The organism is Pseudomonas sp. BF-R-30, assembly GCF_019956175.1.
Taxonomy (GTDB): Bacteria; Pseudomonadota; Gammaproteobacteria; order Pseudomonadales; family Pseudomonadaceae; genus Aquipseudomonas; species Aquipseudomonas jessenii.
This window is the reverse complement of record NZ_JAHBDE010000012.1, coordinates 1-19,969: the sequence shown is the minus strand read 5'-3', so window position 1 is coordinate 19,969 and position 19,969 is coordinate 1. Positions and strand designations below refer to the sequence as shown.

Annotated in this window: 20 protein-coding genes; 12 read left to right on the top strand and 8 right to left on the bottom strand. The window is 56.2% G+C overall.

Features of this window, described 5'->3' with window-relative positions:
- Nucleotides 1-99 precede the first annotated feature (99 nt).
- Nucleotides 100-351 carry a hypothetical protein gene (locus KGB20_RS09010; protein WP_150813717.1) on the top strand — a complete coding sequence of 84 codons (252 nt, stop codon included), beginning with the start codon at nucleotides 100-102 and terminating at the stop codon, nucleotides 349-351.
- A gap of 321 nt (nucleotides 352-672) precedes the next feature.
- On the opposite strand, the gene acnA is transcribed toward KGB20_RS09010, so the two are convergent.
- Nucleotides 673-3,351, bottom strand: a complete 2,679-nt coding sequence (acnA, locus tag KGB20_RS09005) for an aconitate hydratase AcnA (protein WP_154910604.1) — start codon at nucleotides 3,349-3,351, stop codon at nucleotides 673-675.
- Between the two features lie 215 nt (nucleotides 3,352-3,566).
- Between acnA and KGB20_RS09000 the strand changes: the two genes are divergently transcribed.
- A complete protein-coding gene (locus KGB20_RS09000; RefSeq protein ID WP_154862229.1) occupies nucleotides 3,567-4,295 on the top strand; it encodes an ABC transporter substrate-binding protein in 729 nt (242 codons plus the stop codon).
- 49 nt (nucleotides 4,296-4,344) lie between these two features.
- Here KGB20_RS09000 and KGB20_RS08995 read toward each other — a convergent pair whose 3' ends face one another.
- From KGB20_RS08995 to KGB20_RS08975, 5 genes are all read right to left on the bottom strand, one after another.
- A complete protein-coding gene (locus KGB20_RS08995; protein WP_150814828.1) occupies nucleotides 4,345-5,385 on the bottom strand; it encodes an AbrB family transcriptional regulator in 1,041 nt (346 codons plus the stop codon).
- A complete protein-coding gene (locus KGB20_RS08990; RefSeq protein ID WP_154910542.1) occupies nucleotides 5,382-6,446 on the bottom strand; it encodes a lactonase family protein in 1,065 nt (354 codons plus the stop codon). Before KGB20_RS08990 ends, KGB20_RS08995 begins: the two co-directional genes overlap by 4 nt.
- A 41-nt stretch (nucleotides 6,447-6,487) precedes the next feature.
- Nucleotides 6,488-7,369 (bottom strand): LysR family transcriptional regulator, encoded by an 882-nt coding sequence (locus tag KGB20_RS08985; RefSeq protein WP_150814830.1) that lies wholly within the window; start codon nucleotides 7,367-7,369, stop codon nucleotides 6,488-6,490.
- A complete protein-coding gene (gene otnK, locus KGB20_RS08980; protein WP_154910543.1) occupies nucleotides 7,359-8,627 on the bottom strand; it encodes a 3-oxo-tetronate kinase in 1,269 nt (422 codons plus the stop codon). Before otnK ends, KGB20_RS08985 begins: the two co-directional genes overlap by 11 nt.
- 116 nt (nucleotides 8,628-8,743) lie before the next feature.
- On the bottom strand, nucleotides 8,744-9,880 hold the full coding sequence (locus KGB20_RS08975) for an isocitrate/isopropylmalate dehydrogenase family protein (RefSeq protein ID WP_223532197.1): 1,137 nt from the start codon (nucleotides 9,878-9,880) through the stop codon (nucleotides 8,744-8,746).
- A gap of 194 nt (nucleotides 9,881-10,074) precedes the next feature.
- Between KGB20_RS08975 and rraA the strand changes: the two genes are divergently transcribed.
- Nucleotides 10,075-10,557 carry a ribonuclease E activity regulator RraA gene (gene rraA, locus KGB20_RS08970; protein WP_150814832.1) on the top strand — a complete coding sequence of 161 codons (483 nt, stop codon included), beginning with the start codon at nucleotides 10,075-10,077 and terminating at the stop codon, nucleotides 10,555-10,557.
- Here the strand turns inward: rraA and KGB20_RS08965 are convergent.
- Nucleotides 10,550-11,488 carry a GntR family transcriptional regulator gene (locus KGB20_RS08965; protein ID WP_043302255.1) on the bottom strand — a complete coding sequence of 313 codons (939 nt, stop codon included), beginning with the start codon at nucleotides 11,486-11,488 and terminating at the stop codon, nucleotides 10,550-10,552. The two genes, rraA and KGB20_RS08965, sit on opposite strands and share 8 nt — an antisense overlap.
- 228 nt (nucleotides 11,489-11,716) lie before the next feature.
- On the opposite strand from KGB20_RS08965, the gene KGB20_RS08960 reads away from it, so the two are divergent.
- The 4 genes from KGB20_RS08960 to KGB20_RS08945 all read left to right on the top strand — a co-directional run bounded on the left by KGB20_RS08960 (nucleotide 11,717) and on the right by KGB20_RS08945 (nucleotide 15,526).
- Nucleotides 11,717-12,376: an aspartate/glutamate racemase family protein gene (locus tag KGB20_RS08960; RefSeq protein ID WP_008017162.1), complete on the top strand. Its 660-nt coding sequence runs from the start codon at nucleotides 11,717-11,719 to the stop codon at nucleotides 12,374-12,376.
- A gap of 28 nt (nucleotides 12,377-12,404) precedes the next feature.
- Complete coding sequence (locus KGB20_RS08955; protein ID WP_154862223.1) at nucleotides 12,405-13,193, top strand: hydroxypyruvate isomerase family protein; 789 nt, start codon at nucleotides 12,405-12,407, stop codon at nucleotides 13,191-13,193.
- 132 nt (nucleotides 13,194-13,325) lie between these two features.
- The gene (gene phbB, locus KGB20_RS08950; protein ID WP_008017165.1) at nucleotides 13,326-14,069 is read left to right on the top strand and encodes an acetoacetyl-CoA reductase; all 744 of its coding nucleotides are present in this window, start codon (nucleotides 13,326-13,328) and stop codon (nucleotides 14,067-14,069) included.
- Between the two features lie 119 nt (nucleotides 14,070-14,188).
- Nucleotides 14,189-15,526 carry a CitMHS family transporter gene (locus KGB20_RS08945; protein WP_154910544.1) on the top strand — a complete coding sequence of 446 codons (1,338 nt, stop codon included), beginning with the start codon at nucleotides 14,189-14,191 and terminating at the stop codon, nucleotides 15,524-15,526.
- Nucleotides 15,527-15,732: 206 nt separating this feature from the next.
- Here the strand turns inward: KGB20_RS08945 and KGB20_RS08940 are convergent, their stop codons facing one another.
- Nucleotides 15,733-16,236: a GNAT family N-acetyltransferase gene (locus KGB20_RS08940; RefSeq protein WP_150814836.1), complete on the bottom strand. Its 504-nt coding sequence runs from the start codon at nucleotides 16,234-16,236 to the stop codon at nucleotides 15,733-15,735.
- Between the two features lie 158 nt (nucleotides 16,237-16,394).
- Between KGB20_RS08940 and KGB20_RS08935 the strand changes: the two genes are divergently transcribed.
- From KGB20_RS08935 to KGB20_RS08915, 5 genes are all read left to right on the top strand, one after another.
- Complete coding sequence (locus KGB20_RS08935; protein ID WP_090454848.1) at nucleotides 16,395-16,742, top strand: metalloregulator ArsR/SmtB family transcription factor; 348 nt, start codon at nucleotides 16,395-16,397, stop codon at nucleotides 16,740-16,742.
- Between the two features lie 23 nt (nucleotides 16,743-16,765).
- Nucleotides 16,766-18,049: an arsenic transporter gene (locus tag KGB20_RS08930; RefSeq protein WP_154910545.1), complete on the top strand. Its 1,284-nt coding sequence runs from the start codon at nucleotides 16,766-16,768 to the stop codon at nucleotides 18,047-18,049.
- 28 nt (nucleotides 18,050-18,077) lie between these two features.
- A complete protein-coding gene (locus KGB20_RS08925) occupies nucleotides 18,078-18,548 on the top strand; it encodes an arsenate reductase ArsC (protein ID WP_154910546.1) in 471 nt (156 codons plus the stop codon).
- A gap of 11 nt (nucleotides 18,549-18,559) precedes the next feature.
- Nucleotides 18,560-19,255 carry an arsenical resistance protein ArsH gene (gene arsH / locus KGB20_RS08920; RefSeq protein ID WP_154910547.1) on the top strand — a complete coding sequence of 232 codons (696 nt, stop codon included), beginning with the start codon at nucleotides 18,560-18,562 and terminating at the stop codon, nucleotides 19,253-19,255.
- Between the two features lie 126 nt (nucleotides 19,256-19,381).
- Nucleotides 19,382-19,969, top strand: a 588-nt coding sequence (locus tag KGB20_RS08915) for a hypothetical protein (protein ID WP_223532195.1), incomplete at its 3' end; no start/stop codon positions are given.

The following is a 19,969-nucleotide window of genomic DNA, read 5'->3' as shown; positions in this document are numbered from 1 at the left end:
CTATGCAGTCTGTGCGCGTGGGCTACACTCAAAGGTGCGCCGATTTAATCCTACTTGTGGGGGCGCTTGAAAAATACTCGCTAAAGCGGAGTAGCTACCATGCCTACTCTTTCGATTGATTCACACACCCGTCTGCTTATCGCCAAAGCCATCATCTCGACCACAGGTGAAGCCGAAGCTATTCGTATCGTCCCGCTGCCGGGCGGCGGTCAACTATTACTGATGTTCAACTGCGGGCATGTCGCCGTCGATCTCGTATCGGATCAGGACGATCTGTTCGACAACCACCGCCTCGTGTTCGACGTATCTGCACAGGTCATTGCCGACATGGAAAGCCATCGCGGCGAATAGGTCGGGTTGTTTTCTGCTGCGAAAACCATGGTCGACTTTTTTAACAGAATCAGCCGATTTCTGCCTGTCGCCACCGTCAGCTTTGGGTTGAAAGTAGTCCTTAACGACAGGCCACTTTCGGCCAACTACGCTGTTATGCAGTTTGTTAAAGCACCAATGGAACAACAGTTTATTTGGGGGTAGTTGCTATCAGCCCTAGCGACATTCCGTGTAGCGAATAACGGCGACTGAGCCGCTGCGCGGAAGCTGGCCAGTACTTTGCTGTTCGGGCTAGATCTGGGGCAGGCAGCAACAGGTCTACAAGCCCCGTATCGATTAAGACTATGCTTGCGCCACAACCTTGCGCACGACGTAAGGCAGGATCCCACCCTGCTTCAAGTACAGAATTTCCTGTTGTGAATCCAGCTGCAGAGTCAACGACACCGACGTCTGGCTTCCGTCAGCACAACTGATCGTTAGGCTCACTGAGTTTGCCCCCACCTGCAACGTCTCCAAGCCACTGAAATCCAGCGATTCATTACCGCTCAGCCGCAAGCTCGGAGCATCAGCACCAGCTGCAAAGGTAATGGGCAGGATACCCATGCCGATCAGGTTGCTTCGGTGGATGCGCTCGAAACTTTGTGCGATGACGGCTTTGACGCCCAGTGTGGCTTGCGCCTTGGCGGCCCAGTCACGGCTGGAGCCCGCGCCGTAATTGAATCCGGCGAAAATCACCAGCGGCACCTCTTTGACGACGTAACTCAGTGCTGCGTCGTAGACGCGCTGAATGGAACCGTCGAACGCCGTGGCAAAGCCGCCCTCTCTCGGCTGTTGCTCCAACAGCTGATTCTTCACCGCTCGATTGACAAACGCACCGCGCATCATCACTTCGTGATTGCTGCGGCGGGTTGAATATTGATTGAGATCGTTGGGGTTTTCGCCGCGCTCGGTCAACCACTGTCCAGCCTGACTTTCGAGTGGAATCGCACTGGCCGGTGAGATGTGGTCGGTGGTGACGTTGTCGCCAAGTACCATCAACACACGCGCGTCATGAATCGACAACTCAGTGGAGGCCTGAGGTTTGACGTTTTGCAGATAGATTGGTCGACGCAGATAAGTCGAATTCGGCGCCCAGGGAAATTGCACGCTGCCACTGGCCGACAGTGCCTGCCAGTGATGAGTACCGTCCCACAGCATGGCGTTGCGCTTGCGGAACAGGTCCGGGCGAACGGTCTGGCTGACCAGTGCCTGAATCTGCTCTTCGCTCGGCATCAGCTCGTGCAGATACACGTCGTTGCCTGCCGCATCCTGGCCCAACGGCTCAGTCTGAATATCCATGTCAATGGTGCCGGCCAACGCGTAGGCGACGACTAGCGCCGGCGAAGCCAAGTAACCGACCTGCACCCGAGGATTAACGCGCCCTTCGAAGTTACGGTTACCGGACAGTACGACCACGGTTTTGAGGCCCTGATCCGAAAAACGCTCCATGTGTTCTTCGAGGCTGCCGGAGTTACCGATGCAGGTCATGCAACCAAACCCGGCCAAGTCAAAACCCAAGGCTGAGAAGTCGCTTAAGAGGTCGGCCTTTTCCAAGTAGTCCGCCACCACCCGCGAGCCAGGCGACAACGATGTCTTGACCCAAGGCTTGCTGCGCAAACCGCGACGCTGGGCGTTGCGTGCCAGCAATCCGGCCTGAATCATCTGGCTCGGATTCGCGGTGTTGGTGCAACTGGTGATCGCCGCTAAAGAGATTGCGCCATGGCTCAACGCCTGGCCAAAAGAAGGCTCGAAGTATTCGGCCTCACTATCCGAGGAGCGAGCAATGATGCCCTCCCGCTCACCCAGAATATCCTGGCGAAAGGATGGTGCGGCGTCCGCCAGTTTGCGCCACTGGTGCGGCTGATGGGGTCCTGCAACACTTGGCTCGATTGCCGCGAGGTCCAGCTCGATCAGGTCATCAAAATGCGGCTCGGGCAATGAGTCGTGGCGCCACAGACCTTGCGCTTCAAGGTACGTTTCAATGCGCGCAATGGTGTCGTCGCTACGCCCGGTCAGATGCATGTATTCCATCGTGCTGTCGTCGAACGGGAAGAACACCACCGTGGCGCCATACTCAGGGGCCATGTTCGACAGCGTCCCTCGTGCCGCCCAACTGAGCCTCGACAGACCAGGTCCACAGAACTCAACGAACTTACCCACCACGCCTTTCGCACGCAGCATCTGAGTGATGCGCAATGCCAGATCGGTAGCTGTCACACCGGGCCGCAGTTCGTTACTCAACCGAATGCCGACGACCTCAGGAAAGCTGATCGGCACCGGCTCGCCCAGCATGGCAGCCTGCCCCTCCAGCCCTCCCACGCCCCAGCCCAGCACGCCGATGGCGTTGATCATGGGCGTGTGGCTGTCAGTCGCTACGATATCGTCAGGATGCAGCAGCGGCTGGCCGTCGGCCGTCTGGCTTTCCCAAACGACGGTGGCCAGTGATTCCATGTTGACCTGGTGGATGATCCCGGTGCCCGGCGGCACCACCTTGAAATTGGTCAGGCTCTTTTGTGCCCACTTGATGAACTCATAACGTTCGGAGTTCCGGCGGTAATCGATGTCGAGGTTCTTCTCGACGGCATCCGCCTCGGCGTAGCGCTCGACAATCACCGAGTGATCGATGACCAGCACCGCAGGAATCATCGGGTTCATGGTTTCCGGTGCGCCACCCATTTCAGCAACCATGTCACGCATGCCGGCAAAGTCAGCCAACGCCGGCAGACACGTTGTATCGTGAAACATCAGCCTATTGGGATAAAAAGGCACTTCGCAAGCGAGGGCGTCCTCGCGTATACACGCGATGACATTGTCCAGAGCCGTAGGGGAGCAACGAGCCACATTCTCCAGCAGGATACGGATCGAATAGGGCAAACCGAGTAGTTCGTCCGGGGTCAGTATCTTGTACAGATCGACGTAGGCGTAACGGGTGTCGCCCACTTGCAGGTGACTTTGATGGCGTGCATCGATGGCTGAAATCATGGGCTTATCATTCACCGGTTGAGTGCATGAGCAAACGACTCTGTGCGGTCGTTCAGTTGGACCCAGCGTAACCAAAGGCAGGCTCAAGTAAAATTGAGCGTTGAGCAAGCCATCGTTCGTCCACGGAGAACGCAGCCTTGGCGAGCCTGAAATTGTCAGGGCCTGCGCACTTCCCTACCCTCAGGGCCGATGACATTTTCCCTTGGAGAACCTGTATGCCCACCCCTACCGCAGAAGTCCTCAACGATCTTGCCCCAACTGGCGTACTCAGAGCAGCCATCAACTTCGGTAACCCTGTTCTTGCACAGCGCAATACCGAAACAGGACAACCTCAAGGGGTATCCGTCAGCCTCGCCGTGGAATTGGGCAAGCATCTGGGCGTCCCTGTTGAATTCATCACCTTTGACGCTGCCGGCAAGGTGTTCGAGGCATTGGCGAACAAGCAATGGAATATTGCTTTCCTGGCCATCGAACCCGTGCGTGAAGCTCAGGTCGCTTTTAGCGAACCGTACGTGATCATCGAAGGCACTTATCTGGTCAAGAACAGCTCCAGATTCTTCAAGATGGAAGATCTGGATCAACCAGGTGTGCGAATCGCCGTCGGTAAGGGTGCTGCTTATGACTTGTACCTGAGTCGAACGCAGCAGCACGCGACCCTCGTCCGTGCGCCGACATCGGCCGCCGCGGTAGACCTATTTCTCGACGAAGACTTGGATGCAGCTGCAGGCGTGCGTCAGCCACTGCTCAAAGTTGCCGAGGCCAACAACGAACTGCGCGTGCTGGACGGTTACTTCACCTCGATTCGCCAAGCGATGGGCGTTCCCGTGGAGTGCGTCGCTGGCGCGGCTTACGTCAGAGCGTTCCTGGAAGAACAGAAAGCCAGCGGTTTCGTCCTCAAAGCTCTCGTCGACAGCGGTCAGAGCGACGTCACTGTCGCCCCCTAGCAGGGCAATTAATACATCGCCCATGATGGCTTGAAACGCACTTGCCCGCTCAGCGGCGAAGGCGTTTCAGCCAGACTTTGTGTACGGGTTCAGCACATAGCATCACCACCACCAAGCGCATAATTTGCATCGCCGTGACAATACCGACACCTAGGTTTAGGGCTTCGGCCGTCAGATACATCTCTGTACTACTGCCCGGCATCATGCCCAATGCTAGGGTCAATACCGGAAAGCCCAGTAAGTATCCGATTCCAAGTGCCAGAACCAGGGTGCAGAAAATCATGATCAAGTTGAACAACGAAACCTTGAGCAGGAAAGTCGGCGAGGCTCTGAAGAACTGGCGATCAAAGTAACCACCGAGTGCGCAACCGATCATGAGCTGCCCGTAATGACTGAGTTCCACGGGCAATGCCGTTTGAAGATTGAAACTGGCCGTGAAGAGAGCACACAAAGCCATCGGACCGAACATCCAGGGATTCGGTAATTTGTACCGCTTCCAGATCATTGCCGTCAGCGCTCCGCCGATCAGCAGCGGTAGCAACCAATACCAATCACTCGGCAAGCGAGCATGGACCACTGCCGGCGAGATTTTCGCGGTGAAAAACATCGCAGGCGGCACGCAGAGAACAATCACGACCAAACGCACACTATGCGCCGCAGCGATCTGACTGACGTCGGCCTTATGCCTGATTCCCGATTGAATCATTTCTGCAAAGTTGGCGGGCATGAACGCGAAGAATGCAGTCGTCAGATCCATTCCACGACGCCGCATAAACTCTACGCCGAGCAGTGCAAGGAACAGGGTGAGAAACGCCGCGAACAGCATCATCGCGAAATGCCCCAGGATCTGTTCCAGCACCACAGGCGTGAAGTGCAAGCCGATGGAAGTCGCGATCATCCACTGTCCGGTCAGACGGCCATTGGGAATCTCTCCCACGCGCCAGCCCAGGCAACGCACCAGGATCACCGCCAACATCGATCCAATAATCCATGGCAAAGGCCAATTCAAATAACTGGCGATCAGAGCCCCGGCAATGCCAACGAGCGGTGTCGCCCACCACAATCCCATTGAGGTGAAAAACGTCTTCATGTCCTCGGACCACCGAAGACCATGCACACAGGGCTCCCGGTCTCGATCAGGTTACCCGTCGGGGTCAAGCCTCCGGTTGCTGGGTCAACACTGAAAACCACGATCATATCGCTGTCCTCATTGGCGACGTACATGAACTGTCCGTCGGGTGAGAGCGCAAAAAATCGCGGCGTGCGGCCTTTCGTTGGCGTCGCCGACACGAACGTCAGCCAACCCGTTTGCGAGTCGATGCTGTAGATCGCGATGCTGTCATTGCCTCTATTGGAGGCATACAAGAATCGCCCAGCTCCATCGACTTCGATCTCGGCGGCGGTGCTGTCGCCGGTAAAAGAATCAGGCAACGCAGAGATCACCTGCTGCGGCAGAAGCTCTCCGCTTTCGCTGTTAAAGCGGTAGGTGCCAACGGTGGAATCCAGTTCATTGACCGAATAGACCACTGGCAATCCGGGATGAAACGCAACATGCCGTGGCCCTGCCCCTTTGCGAGTGGCCACAAACGGACAAGCTGCCGGCAGCAGCTTGCCCAGTTGCGAGTCGAAACGATAAGTGAAAATCCGGTCGAGCCCTTTGTCCGGCACGACCACTAACGTTCCACTGGGATCGAATGGATTGAAATGAGGCTTCGGGCCTTTCTGTTCCACTCGATGGGGTCCGATTGGCCCCTCGGTCAGCACTTGATCACAAAGTTCGCCCAGCTCACCCGAAGCGAGTATTGGCAGCACAACCACTGAACCGCTGTAATGATTGCTCACCACCAGGAAACCACCGTCCGGTGAAATCGCCAGATGAGCGGGATTGTGACCATGGGTGTTCTGGCTATTGAGATAGGTCAGCGTGCCGTCGGCGCTGATGCTAAATGCACTGGCTTGATCTGTATCGCCATGGACGCAATACAGGAAATTCTGTTGTTTGCTGATGGCCAGGAAAGACGGATTGACCAAGCCATCAACGAGTTGCACGTGAGACAGCTGCCCCGTTTGCGAGTCGACGCTGTAGACGTTGATCCCATTACCGCGAGCATTTCTTTCACGAGTGGTACGACAGCCGACGTAAATAAACATGTACTCATCTCAAGAGTGAACAGGTGATTGAACAGCGCCTGTTACGCGGTCAAGTGTGCGACGAACGCACGGGCAGTAGGTGGTAGAGCCTCAAATCGTCGAGCAACGATCTGCAACTGACGCTTGGCCCAGGGCTCAGCCAGAGTCACAGCTTGTAGTTGAAAGGGACGCAGGTAAGGGCGCAACACATCGCGAGGCAAAATGCAGATACCCAGATTGGTCGAGACCATCCGGCACATGCACTCAAAACTGGAAACGCGAACCCGCTGCCTGACTGCCTTCCCTAATAATTGGGCTTGTTCAGTCAGTAGCAGGTGCACCGAGCTTTCCACATGAGGACCAATGAATTCATAGAGCAACGCCTGCTCAAAACTGGCTTGCGCCTGCCCCGCCAAGGGATGGTGATCTGGGACAGCAATCACCAACTCGTCCACGCGATAGGCCAGTGTTTCCAACCCAAGGGACGGCGTCTGCTGCGCGATGATGCCGACATCCGCACGCCCATCCGAGACGGCTCGTACAATTGCGGCACCGACGCGCTCCTCGATGTCGAACTTGATATCGGGGTACGTTTCCAGGAACGTCCCGATGTCCAGGCTCAGCTGTTGTGCTAACGCGGATGTAATGGCGTGCAAACGAACATGGCCTTTGATCCCAGCGCCATATTCACTCAGCTCCTGATCCATCTTCTGGAGGGTTTCATTCACCTGCAACGCGTAATGACGAAGCGACTGCCCTGCCGGAGTCAGCTCCATTCCGCGGGGGTAGCGAACAAACAGAGGTGAGCCGACTTTCTCCTCAAGCTCGCTGATCCGTTTACTGACCGCGGACGTCGCCAAGTGGCAGAGTTGCGAAGCCTTTGTCAGGTTCCGCTGCTCCGCCACTGCCATGAAGATTTCCAGGCTGAGCAGATCATGGCGCATTGGCCAATGCCTTCTCGAAGAAGTCTACTGTTCCGAAATTGCCGGACTTAAGTGCCAAGGCAACCGGGTCGTCCCGCAAGCCAAGCGTCCAAGGCACACCGGGATCAATTGTCGCGCCGATTCTCAGCGCCTTGACCTTAAGTGCCTTGACCACTGCACCCGACGTTTCGCCACCGGCCACCACGAGTTTACGAACGCCCATTTCATATAGGCCAACAGCTACGGCGGATAGCGCGTCTTCAACGATCTGCCCTGCGGCTTCAACACCGAGCTTCTGCTGTGCAAGCTTTACCGTCTCTGGCTGCGCACTGCCGTAAATCAGAATCGGCCCTTGCTGAATCAAGTCTTTCGCCCAGGCGAGTGCTTCGGCTACCTGATCATGACCATTCGTCAGGAGCAGCGGGTCAAGGGAGAAACTCGGACGACTCTTTTGCCAGTGCTCGACCTGGCTATTGGTCGCCACTGAACAACTTCCGGAAACCACCGCGCACAAGCCTTCAATGGCGGGTAGTACCGAAGCGGTCTCGGATTTGCCCAGCAAACCTGCACGGCGGAAGTTTTCAGGGAGACCCAGCGCAACTCCAGATCCGCCGGTAACGAGTTTATGGTCCGCAACAGCCTGACCGATTGCGTGTAGATCCTCATCATCTATCGCATCGACAATGACGTAACCGCGGCCCTGAGCCTCAAAGTTACTGAAGGCAGTTGAAATGGCTTGCGCGCCCTTGCTTACGACCGAATGCGCAACGAGCCCGACTGGCTTGAGCGTCTGCTGTTGTAGCACTCGAACCAGATTGGAATCAGTCATTGGCGTCAACGGATGATTGCGCATTCCGGATTCGCTCAACAACACATCACCGACAAACAAATGACCGTTAAAAATCGTGCGTTTGTTCTCCGGGAATGCAGGGCAAGCCACAGCAAACGAGACATTCAAAGCATCAGCGAGTGCGTCGGCGACAGGCCCGATGTTCCCGCGAGAAGTCGAATCGAACGTCGAGCAATACTTGAAAAAAAACTGTTGGCAACCCGCAGTGCGCAACCACTCCAACGCTTCAAGCGATTGAGTAACGGCCTCTTCGGGACTGACAGTGCGGCTTTTCAGGGCAATAACGACAGCATCAATATCTTCTGGCAAGGGCCCTTCAGGCACACCGATCACTTGCAGCGTTCGCATCCCGCCACGTACCAAAGTACTGGCCAAATCAGTACCGCCGGTGAAGTCGTCAGCGATGCAACCGAGTAGTAATTGACTCACTGTTCTCTCCTCGCGCCCCTCCTTTGGTTACCCCAAGGATGAAAGGCATTCTCTTGTTATTGATCCAGCAATACTCCAAACAACGGGCGGCATGACATTCATGCCGCCCGTGTCGATCAGCCCAGGATGACCTTGGCGACGGCCTCACCAAAAGCTTTGGTACCGCTAGAACCGCCCAGATCCGGGGTGCGTTGCTTAGGATCTTTCAGAACAACATCCACGGCCTTGTCCATTTCCAGACCGGCTTTGATGAATGCTTCATTGTTGTGGTGCTCGCCCATCCATTGCAGCAACATGCCGACGGAGAGAATCATGGAGACCGGGTTGGCCTTGTCCTGACCTGCGATATCCGGCGCGGAGCCATGCTGTGCTTGGGCGCAGCAGTGAATATCGCTGGCCATCATGGAGCCGGCGAGACCCAGGCTACCCGACAGTTCACTGGCGAGGTCGCTGATGATGTCGCCGTAGAAGTTCGTAGCGACCAGCACGTCGAAACGCTCAGGGCTGCGCACCAGGTGGGCAGTCGACGCATCGACCAGCAGATCGTCCAGAGCCACTTCTGGGAAGTCCTTTGCCACATCACGGACGCACTCCAGGAACAGGCCATCAGTCATATGGAAGCTGTTGGCTTTGTGAATGGCAGTGACCTTCTTGTCACGCTTCATAGCCAACTCGAACGCTCGGCGGGCAATTCGCTCACTGCAATGACGAGTGATTTTACGCGTGGATAAAGCCATATCAGGGGTCGGCATCACTTCGCCCCAGCCGCGACTCATGTTGCGGTCCGGATAAAAGCCTTCAGTCGCTTCGCGCATGATGACCAGATCCATCGTCTTGCCTTCCTTCATGTTCGAAGTCAGGAACGGACGAGTACGGGCAGGACGTACGTTGGCATAGAGATCCAGGCCAATGCGGAAACCGGCGGAAACGTTACGACCGCCCTTTTCAGGCACTGGATAGTCGGCGTGCGATTGGGTGCCGAGAATGATGCCGTCGTAGCCCTTGGCCTTTTCCAGCACTTCATCACGCAAGGTGGTGCCGTATTTATCCAGGCTCGTGAAACCTACATCCTCGTAATCGAAGCTCAGGTCCAGATCGAATTTTTTGTTGGCTGCTTGCAGGACCGACATCGAAGATTCAACGATTTCCGGACCGATACCATCACCAGGAAGAACCAAAATACGCATCGCACACCCCTTGCTTATTGTTTGAGCTGAATTTTTTGAAGCAGGTCTGTCTAAAAACCGCTCCATTTATGTACATCGTAAATACAAAGTACAATATTGGCGAAGCGAAATCCTTAACCATTTGCTCCCGTTCGTCCTGACATTTCCTGGAGCAGTGTCGTTATCGCCTTCGACAGATTGCATTTTATTGCATGAATATTCAGTTTGTGCAATCTTTTCGCTCAACGGTCATCCATCAATCGAGCCAGGAGACTCACTCCATGACAGTTAAAACATCTGATTTGTGCGACCAATACCCGGACACCATTCGGGTTCTGGCCCCAGTGTTCAGGGACTTTGGCGGGAAAAATGATTTCGAGGGCCGTGCTTTCACCCTCAAATGCTTTGAGGACAATTCAAGGATCAAAGAAATAAGCAGTTTGCCGGGTCAAGGCAGAGTGTTGGTCGTGGATGGTGGGGGTAGTGATCGGTACGCACTGTTTGGCGATGTGATCGCTGAGGACTTGGTGAGGAACGGCTGGGCCGGCGTACTGATCTACGGTTACATCCGCGACAAGGCGGCTCTGCGCGACATGCCGATTGCCATTAAGGCACTGGGCACATCACCGCGAAAGACCGTCAAACGCAACGAGGGCCAGATTGGTATAGCGGTGGAATTCGCCGGGCACACCATCGCAGATGGCGACCAGCTATACGGTGATGACGATGGGGTGGTGCTGCTGAACGAGCCGCGGCTTAGCTGACCACCGAGATCTCAAGGCTGCGCTGGTATTCCAGTTCATCCTTGGCCTCTTTGTCGGTTTTCTGCCGCCCGACGACATCGAGGTGATTGCGCAGGAACTCCGCAGCCGCTTCTCGCTGCCCACTTTCGATGAGATCTAGAAGATGGATGTGCTCTTTACACTGGTTGATCAAGCGAGGCCGGTCCACGTTGGCCTTGTAGGCCATGAATCGACGCAACTGGTTTTGCCGGCGGATAGCTTCGAGAAAAAAAGCGTTGCCCGAACAACGGACCACCAGTTCGTGAAGCTGTGCACCTATCTGAAACAGCTGAGATCGCGACAGGTTAAAAATGTCTCCATCCAGCATTTTTTGCTGGGTCTCACGAGCTTTGGCAAACGCGGCCTTATCCACCTCGTAGCCAGGTTCGAGCACGGCAGCCGGTTCAATAGCCATACGAAAACGGTAGCTTTGAATATGGGCCTTGGAGTCATGCAGAAAACTATTGATCTCCCACCCCTGCCCAGGCTTGCGCTCAATCATCGCCTCATTGGCCAACCGGTTCAGGACCTTCATGAGTTGCCCTCTAGGCACCTCATATTTGCGCATCAACTCGGCTTCAAAAAAAGTCGTTGGGATGTCGCCACGAAGAACGTCATCGACGACACGCAGATAGAAATCTTCAAAAGGGTCGACTTCCAAGGGGAGCTTACGACTGTCGATTCCTCGCGCGTCAGCCGTCAGGAAATAGCCCCGATTCGGTTCCTTGGTCGCGAGGCCCAACTCAGCCAACAAAGCGAAACCACGTCGAATCGGCGAACGGGAGACCCCCAACTCTTTGGCAAAAGACTCCTCGCGCAGCGGATCACCGGCGCGCATCGACCTGGCTCTCGCCATATCGATGATCTTGGGAGCCAACTGCTCCGCAAGGTCTTTTTTTATCTTGGGCTTCATTTTGGATTGTTCGCCCGCCAATGGTTGTGGATGAGTCAATTCTGCTGAATTCATGGAAACCGGTTATCAGAGGAGGATGGATTCGATGCAAAGGTCTGGGATGGAGCCATGACACCCAAATCCGGGACTTGAAAGAAAAATAACACACCTCATGCGCATCAACACGCCACCGAAATGCCAAGGCTTCACCGTCCATCAACTTGATCTACTACAAACCGGGAATACGTCATGACTGCACCACGTATCTATTTGATTCATGCGACGCCGGTGGCAATCGCCCCCATCACTGAAGCTTTCACTCGGCTCTGGCCCGAGGCCAAGCTCGCAAATCTGTTGGAAGACTCGCTTTCCAGCGACTTGGCGGAAGCCGGTGAACTCACTCCAGCATTGAATGAACGCTTTTTGAAACTGGCTACCTATGCGGCGGAGTCAGGGGCTGATGCGATCTTGTTTACGTGCTCCGCTTTTGGTGACGCCATTGATCTGTGCAAGCGCTCGTTGAGCATCCCTGTGCTCAAACCGAACGAAGCCATGATCGAGGAGGCCATTCAACGCACCCAAAGGATCACTATCCTTGCGACCTTCAAACCAGCCATTACTTCGATGACTGAGGAGTTTGAAAGCTATGCGCGGCAACTCGGCGTAGAGATTGAACTCGATACACGGGTCTGCCCTGAAGCGTTTGACGAACTGCGCAGGGGAAATACAGATCGTCATGACGCTTTGATTGTTGATTCGGCTCGCGCGCCTACGAGCAGCGAACTGCTGTGTTTCGCGCAGTTTTCCATGACCAGCGCAGCGCAATTGGCAAGCCAAGCGAGCGGCCTTTCAGTGCTGACCACGCCAGATAGCGCAGTGTTGAAACTTCGTAACCTTTTGAACGCTTGATGCAGGTCGAAAAATCTCGGAGTAAGGCATGACCAGATTAAACGCACACATTGGATTCCAATTTACGGAATTGCCATTTCTAGAGCGGTTTGCTGCGGCCGCGAAATCAGGATTTCGAGCGGTCGAGTTCCCCTCGCCCTATGAATACGAAGCGACGCACATTGCGGAGCTTCTCAATGAGCATCAGCTGCAGATGGTGCAATTTGCCGCGCCATCAGGAGTAACAAAAGGCACCACTGGCATTTGTCGCTCAAAGCAGGATTTCCTGGCAGAAGTGAACCAAGCCGTTCAATACGCAAAGGTGCTCGACTGCAAAATGGTGCACCTGATGTCTGGTGTGTCGCTTGCTGAGCTTGGGGTGATTGCCGACAGCGGTATTTATCGACGTAACCTGAAGTACGCGGCCGAGTTCTTGTCTGGCGAAGGCATTGAACCCTTGATTGAAGTGATCAGCTCAACTGAGGTTCCGGGCTACCTGATGAGCCGCTTCGACTTTGCAGAGGAAATGCTTGAGGCCCTTCCCAACCTCGGCCTGATCTTGGACACCTACCACACGGAGCTTCTGGGCGAGGATTGTCTGCGAAAGCTAAATCAATGGTGGCCGCGCGTTAGTCATGTCCAAGTGGCCGACTTCCCGGGCCGGAATGAACCTGGTACTGGCAATGTCGATTTTCCAAAACTGCTCTCCATGCTTGAAGACCATGCCTATCAAGGCTGGGTGGGATGCGAGTATCGCCCTCGCGCCTCCACGTTCGACGGGCTCGAAGATCTATGGAGGATCATGAAACCCAACCCGCATGAACATGACCGTTGGTAAGAAATCGTTTCTTTTTGAAGAAATTGTACTGCGTTACCTTGCAAAACAATTTCGAGTGGAGTTTATTAGGGCCAGTAGCCCTTGAAGGTTGCACGCAATACTCCCCACAAAAAACACAAAAGGAGTTAACGCATGACCAAGAAGATCGCCTTTGTTACTGCTGGCATGGGAAACCTGGGCACAGCAGTTTGCCAGCGACTCGCCCGAGACGGATTTACCGTTGTCGCAGGATGCGGTCCCGATTCCCCATTGAAAGACACTTGGCTCGCTCAGCAAAAGGAGCTTGGCTTTAACTTCATCGCCTCTGAAGGAAGCGTTGCTGATTGGGACTCTTGCCGCCAAGCCTTTGAGCAGATCAAGAAAAATGTCGGGCCAGTCGATGTCCTGATCAACAACGCAGGCACCGCTCGCAACGTTGTCTTTCAGGAAATGCAGCCAAACGACTGGACAACCGTCATCGACACCAACCTCAACTCTCTGTTCAACGTAACCAAACAGGTTATCGATGGCATGACTGAAAGAGGCTGGGGACGCGTTATCAACATCTCCTCAGTCAACGCCCAACTGGGTCAAGTGGGTCAGGTCAACTACTCCACCGCCAAGTCTGCAATCCGGGGTTTCACCCGTGCTTTGGCACGAGAAGTGGGATCCCGTGGCGTCACGGTGAATACCGTATCCCCTGGTTACATTGCCACTCCCAAACTCAAGTCCGTTACTACCGCCGACGTCATGGACCGCATCATCCAGGACATTCCGACTCGACGCCTTGGAACGCCTGAGGAAATCGCCGCTGTCTGTGCCTGGCTTGCCTCCGATGAGGCTGGGTATGCGAACGGTGCTGACTTCTCGCTAAATGGTGGTCTTCACATGAGTTGATACTCGTGTGAGACTCAGCGGCAACCCGCTGGATCAGACCAAAAATGCAGCGGGAACCTTGATGCGCTTTTTGCGCAGATCCCATAAAAACAATTGTACTTTACGTCAAGGTGATACAAATGCTCTCAATACTCGGCTACGGCATGATCGTGACCTTCATGGCACTGATCATGACCAAACGGTTGTCACCGTTGGTAGCGATGACAATAGTCCCTATCGTATTCGCTCTGCTGGCGGGTTTTGGCCCGGACATGGGCGGCATGATGATCGAGGGTCTAAAAAAGGTTGCTCCAACCGCGGTCATGGTGATGTTCGCGATCCTCTACTTTGGCGTGATGTTCGATACCGGTCTGTTCGATCCGGTCATTCGTAAGTTCATCAAGCTGATCAATGGCGACCCGATGAAGGCCGTCGTGTTTGCAACACTGCTGGCAGGGATGGTATCGCTGGACGGCGACGGTTCCACAACGTACATGATTACCGTCACCGCGATGCTGCCTCTGTTCAAGCGCCTGCGACTCGAACCACTGTCACTCACCTGTGTAGTGATTCTTGCGGCGAGCGTCACCAATCTGTTGCCGTGGGGCGGTCCTCTGGCACGTGCTGCAGCGTCCTTGCAAGTCGATACTGCCGAACTGTTTATCCCGCTTATCCCGGTTATGGTGGTGGGCTTCCTGGGTGTTCTTGCACTGGCTTACTTCATCGGTATTCGCGAGCGTCAACGCTTGGGCACACTGCGCTTATCGCTGGGTGCTGCCGCCACCGTCTTTGAGGATGAGGCTGACGACGAAGGTCTGCCATCCATGTCAGACGAGAATGCCGAACTGCGTCGCCCAAAACTGTTCTGGCTGAACGCTGGCCTTACGATCGCCTTGATGGCCGGCCTGGTGATGGAAATACTGCCACTGTCCATTTTGTTCATGGTCGCGTTCTCCATTGCGCTGGTGATCAACTACCCGCATATGAACGATCAGCGCCGTCGTATTTCCGCGCACGCTCCAACGGCTTTGAACCAGATCGCGATCTTCCTGGCAGCCGGCATCCTGGCAGGTATTCTGTCCGGTACGGGCATGGTCAATGCGATGTCAGCGAGTTTCCTGGCAATGTTACCGGCGACCTGGGGTCCGTACATGGCGCCGATCACCGCGTTGGCGAGTATTCCGGGCACCTTCTTCATGTCCAATGACGCCTTCTACTATGGTGTGCTGCCAGTGCTTGCCAAAGCTGCAGCGGCCTATGGCATCTCCGCGGCAGAAATTGGACGGGCTTCACTGGTGGGTCAACCGGTCCACTTGCTCAGCCCTCTCGTGGCCTCGACCTACCTGCTCTGTGGCTTGGCAGGTGTGGAGTTCAGCGACCACCAGAAATACACAATGAAATGGGCGTTCGCGCTGAGCTTCCTGATCTTGCTCGCCTGCCTGCTGCTGGGATTGTTCCCTCTGGCAGTTGGTGTCTAAGGGAAAATCGAGAGCAAATAGCATCACCGCATCGAAACAATGAAAAATCCTGGAAACAGAAATGTTTTCGGGATTTTTTGTGTTCGCTCAATCAAGGATCACTTTGGTGCCCGAATGTTTAGCCAAAATGACATCGCCGCCGATATCGCCGCACCGATGATCCCTGAATAACGCAGTGAAATGATGCTGCGACAGTTGCGCAAGCATCATCTGATCGACAGGACGAATCGATCTTCGCCCCCCGTGTTGTCGTTGCAGGAGAGTTGCTCAAGCTTGAATCCGCACCGATCCAGGACTTTTCTGGAGCCGGCGTTCTCCCTGAAGGCATACGCAACCAGTTGCGCAAGTCCCCAACGTATCCGGGCCTCCTGGATCAGGTGCCTCAGCGCCCGTGTTGCCAACCCCTGCCCGCACACGCGTTGATCGATCCGATAGCCGACTTCGGCAGAACCCGTCGATGAGTCGATGCTTTTCAGATTGGCTCGACCGACGATTCTCCGACTGGAATCCTCGATGACAAAGGGGTGCCAGGCGCCGATGGCGAAATCGGACAAATAGCTTTCGATATGATCGGCGACACCCTGCAACGAGTAAAAAGCAGGGGCGCGCGCATCGATATGGGATTCGAACCATTCACGGTTCTGGATTTCGAAAGCCAGCAACGCTTGAGCGTCAGTCATTTTCAGCTCGCGTACGCTAAATGATTCCATTCACCGCCTCTCCTGTGTCTTGTGCCGAATGGGCTCGAGTCTATCTCATACCTGAACAACCTGGTCGGGCCGAGCCTTCCCTTCGCGAGCCCGAGCGGCTTGCACGATACATATGGAAAATCGTATATTCGAATAACCATATGTATCGAGCCACGCCAATGCTCAATCCTGCTGCCGTATTCAAATGTCTGTCCGACGAAACCCGCGCCCGGGCCACTTTGCTCATCACTCGTGAAGGCGAGTTATGCGTGTGTGAGCTGGTCTGCGCCCTGGACGACAGTCAGCCCAAAATTTCCCGCCACCTTGCCCAGCTTCGCGGCTGCGGCCTGCTTCTCGACCGCCGCCAGGGGCAGTGGGTGTATTACCGGCTCAATCCCGATCTGCCCGCGTGGGTTCGCGACGTTCTCGAGACAACCTTGCTGGCAAACGCCGACTGGCTTGCGGACGACAGCACTCGTCTTGCCGCGATGGGCGACCGTCCACTCAACACTTCCGCCTGCTGCTGACCCTTCACTCATCGAGACTCCGCATGTTTACTGCGTTTATCATTTTCCTGCTCACCATGGTGTTGGTCATCTGGCAACCCAAGGGCCTGGGCGTCGGTTGGAGCGCCTCCCTGGGAGCCATCCTGGCCCTGCTGGCAGGCGTCGTGACACTGGACGATATTCCACTGGTGTGGGCCATTGTCTGGAACGCCACCGCGACCTTCATCTCGCTCATCATCATCAGTCTGCTGCTCGATGAGGCCGGGTTTTTCCAGTGGGCGGCATTGCATGTGGCGCGCTGGGCCAAGGGTGACGGGCGGCGCCTGTTCGTTTTCACGATTCTGCTGGGGGCCGGCGTATCCGCTCTGTTTGCCAACGACGGTGCAGCCCTGATCCTGACCCCCATCGTTGTTTCAATACTGCTTGCACTGCGCTTTTCGCCAGCGTCTACCCTGGCGTTCGTCATGGCAGCCGGTTTCATTGCCGACACGGCGAGCCTGCCCCTGGTGGTGTCCAACCTCGTCAACATCGTTTCGGCCGACTACTTCGACCTGGGCTTCAGCGAGTACGCCGCCATCATGGTGCCGGTCAATTTCGTTGCCGTGGCGACCACGCTCGTGGTGCTGTACTGGTTTTTCCGGCGTGACATCCCCAGGCACTACTCTCTCGATGACGTGATGGACCCGCGACGCGCCGTGCGTGATCCCCTGACCTTCCGTGTCGGCTGGATTGTCCTGGCTCTGTTGCTGATCGGGCTGTTTGCACTGGAACCCTTGGGCATTCCCATCAGTGCCATTGCAGCGGTCTGTGCCGCGATGCTGTTCGCCGTGGCTGCACGTGGGCATGTGATTTCAACGCGACGGGTGCTGCGCGAGGCGCCCTGGCAGGTCGTGATCTTTTCGCTGGGCATGTACCTGGTGGTGTACGGGCTGAAAAACGCCGGACTGACCACCTACATGACCATGGCGCTGAACCACATGGCCGAATTCGGCATCTGGGGTGCCGCGCTGGGCACTGGCCTGCTCACGGCGTTACTGTCATCGGGCATGAACAACATGCCCACGGTGCTGGTGGGTGCCCTGTCGATTCAGGCCAGTGACGCCACCGGTGTGGTGCGTGAAGCCATGATCTACGCCAATGTCATCGGTTCTGACCTCGGTCCCAAAATCACCCCCATCGGCAGTCTTGCCACCTTGCTCTGGCTACATGTGCTGGAGCGCAAGGGCATCCGCATTACCTGGGGTTACTACTTCAAGGTCGGCGTGGTCCTGACGCTGCCGATTCTGTTCATCACCTTGTCTGCCCTGGCCCTGCGCCTGAGCGTTTAGCCCTGTGCGACTGCAAAGAGGAATCACCATGCGCGTTCTGTTTATGTGTACCGCCAATAGCTGTCGCAGCATCCTGTCCGAAGCCATGTTCAACCATCTCGCCCCGCAAGGTTTTGAGGCGATCAGTGCCGGCAGCTTCCCCAAGGGACAGGTGCTGCCCCGCAGCCTGAGCACGTTGCAAGAAGCCGGCATCGCCATCGACAGCTTGAGCAGCAAAGGCAATGAGGCTTTCGAAGGCAACCCGCCGGACATCGTCATCACAGTCTGCGACAAGGCCGCTGGTGAGGCGTGCCCCGTGTACTTCGGGCCGGCGCTGAAAGCTCACTGGGGCCTGGAAGACCCATCGGACATAAAGGGAGATGACGCGACGGTATCGGCGGCGTTCCACTCGACCCTGGCGCACATCGAAACGCGCTGCCGGGCATTCCTCGACCTGCCTTTTGCACAACTCGACCGCGATGCGCTGAAGCGGGAACTCGACCGCATCGGCACGCTATGACCGGAGCCCCCATGACCCATCCCCAGCCCAATCTCGACACATCACTGACCCAGCCCATCGCCAGTGGACGCGACGACCAGCACAAACCGCGCATCCTGTTGCTATACGGTTCGACTCGTGCGCGGTCGTTCAGTCGCCTGCTGGTCGAGGAAGCAGCCCGGTTGCTCGAACACTTCGGTGCCGAGACACGGATCTTCAACCCATCAGGCCTGCCGCTACCGGACGATGCGCCCTCCGATCACCCGAAAGTCCAGGAGCTGCTCGAACTGATGCAATGGTCCGAAGGACAGGTCTGGTGCTCGCCGGAGCGCCACGGCTCCATGTCTGCGGTGTTCAAGGCGCAAATCGACTGGGTGCCGTTGGCGTTGGGGGCCGTTCGCCCAACCCAAGGGAAAACCCTCGCGGTCATGCAAGTCTGCGGCGGTTCCCAGTCCTTCAATGTGGTGAATCAGCTTCGTGTGCTGGGGCGCTGGATGCGCATGTTCACCATCCCCAATCAATCCTCCGTGCCAAAGGCTTTTCTGGAGTTTGACGACACCAATCGCATGAAACCCTCGTCGCTGTACGACAGGGTGGTGGACGTCATGGAGGAACTGGTGAAATTCACCCTGCTGCTACGGGATCGCCCCGATCTGGTTGACCGCTACTCGGAACGCAAAGAGTCCGCGCAGGAACTGAGTCAGCGCGTGAATCAGCGGTCGATCTGACTGTAGAAATGTTCGCCTTGGCTCGATAGCCGAAACAAGTCGCAAACCCCACGATGCTTCGGGGCTTGCGACTCTTTGCCGATACGTCCCTCAAGCTCCCGGGACGTTTTCTACGGTATGCCTGCCGTGTTCATTGCCGAACGTGCAGGTCTAGTTCTCTACCTCAACCGCGTCGAAATCCGGTTCGTCCGGGGCGTCCGGGGCGTCCGCCATATCCTCTCGGACATCTTTCGCCTCAACTTTGGCAGCTTCTCTGGCTGCGTTCGCCTCGGCTTTGGCGGCGTCCCTGGCTGCATCCGCGGTAGCCCGGGCAGCATCCCTGGCGGCATCTGCTTCAGCCTTGGCGGCGTCCCTCGCTGCATCTGCAGTGGCCCGGGCAGCGTCTCTGGCTGCATCCGCTTCTGCGCGCGGTACGCCAGCCGCTCTTGCGGCATCCCGGGCGGCATCTGCTTCAGCCCTGGCGGCATCCCGTGCGGCATCGGCAGTGGCTTTTGCCGCATCACGGGCTGCATCCGCAGTCGCTCTGGCCGTGTCCCGGGCTGCATTGGCATCAGCTCTGGCAGCGTCCCTGGCTGCATCGGCGGCATCGTTGTCATGGGCATTGCCCGGGCCTTTGTTCCCGGCTACACCACCATGGTCAGCGTCGCCGCGCCCCGGACCTCCATGACCGTCACCGTCATGGCCTGCAGCACCATGATCGCCACCCTCTCCTCC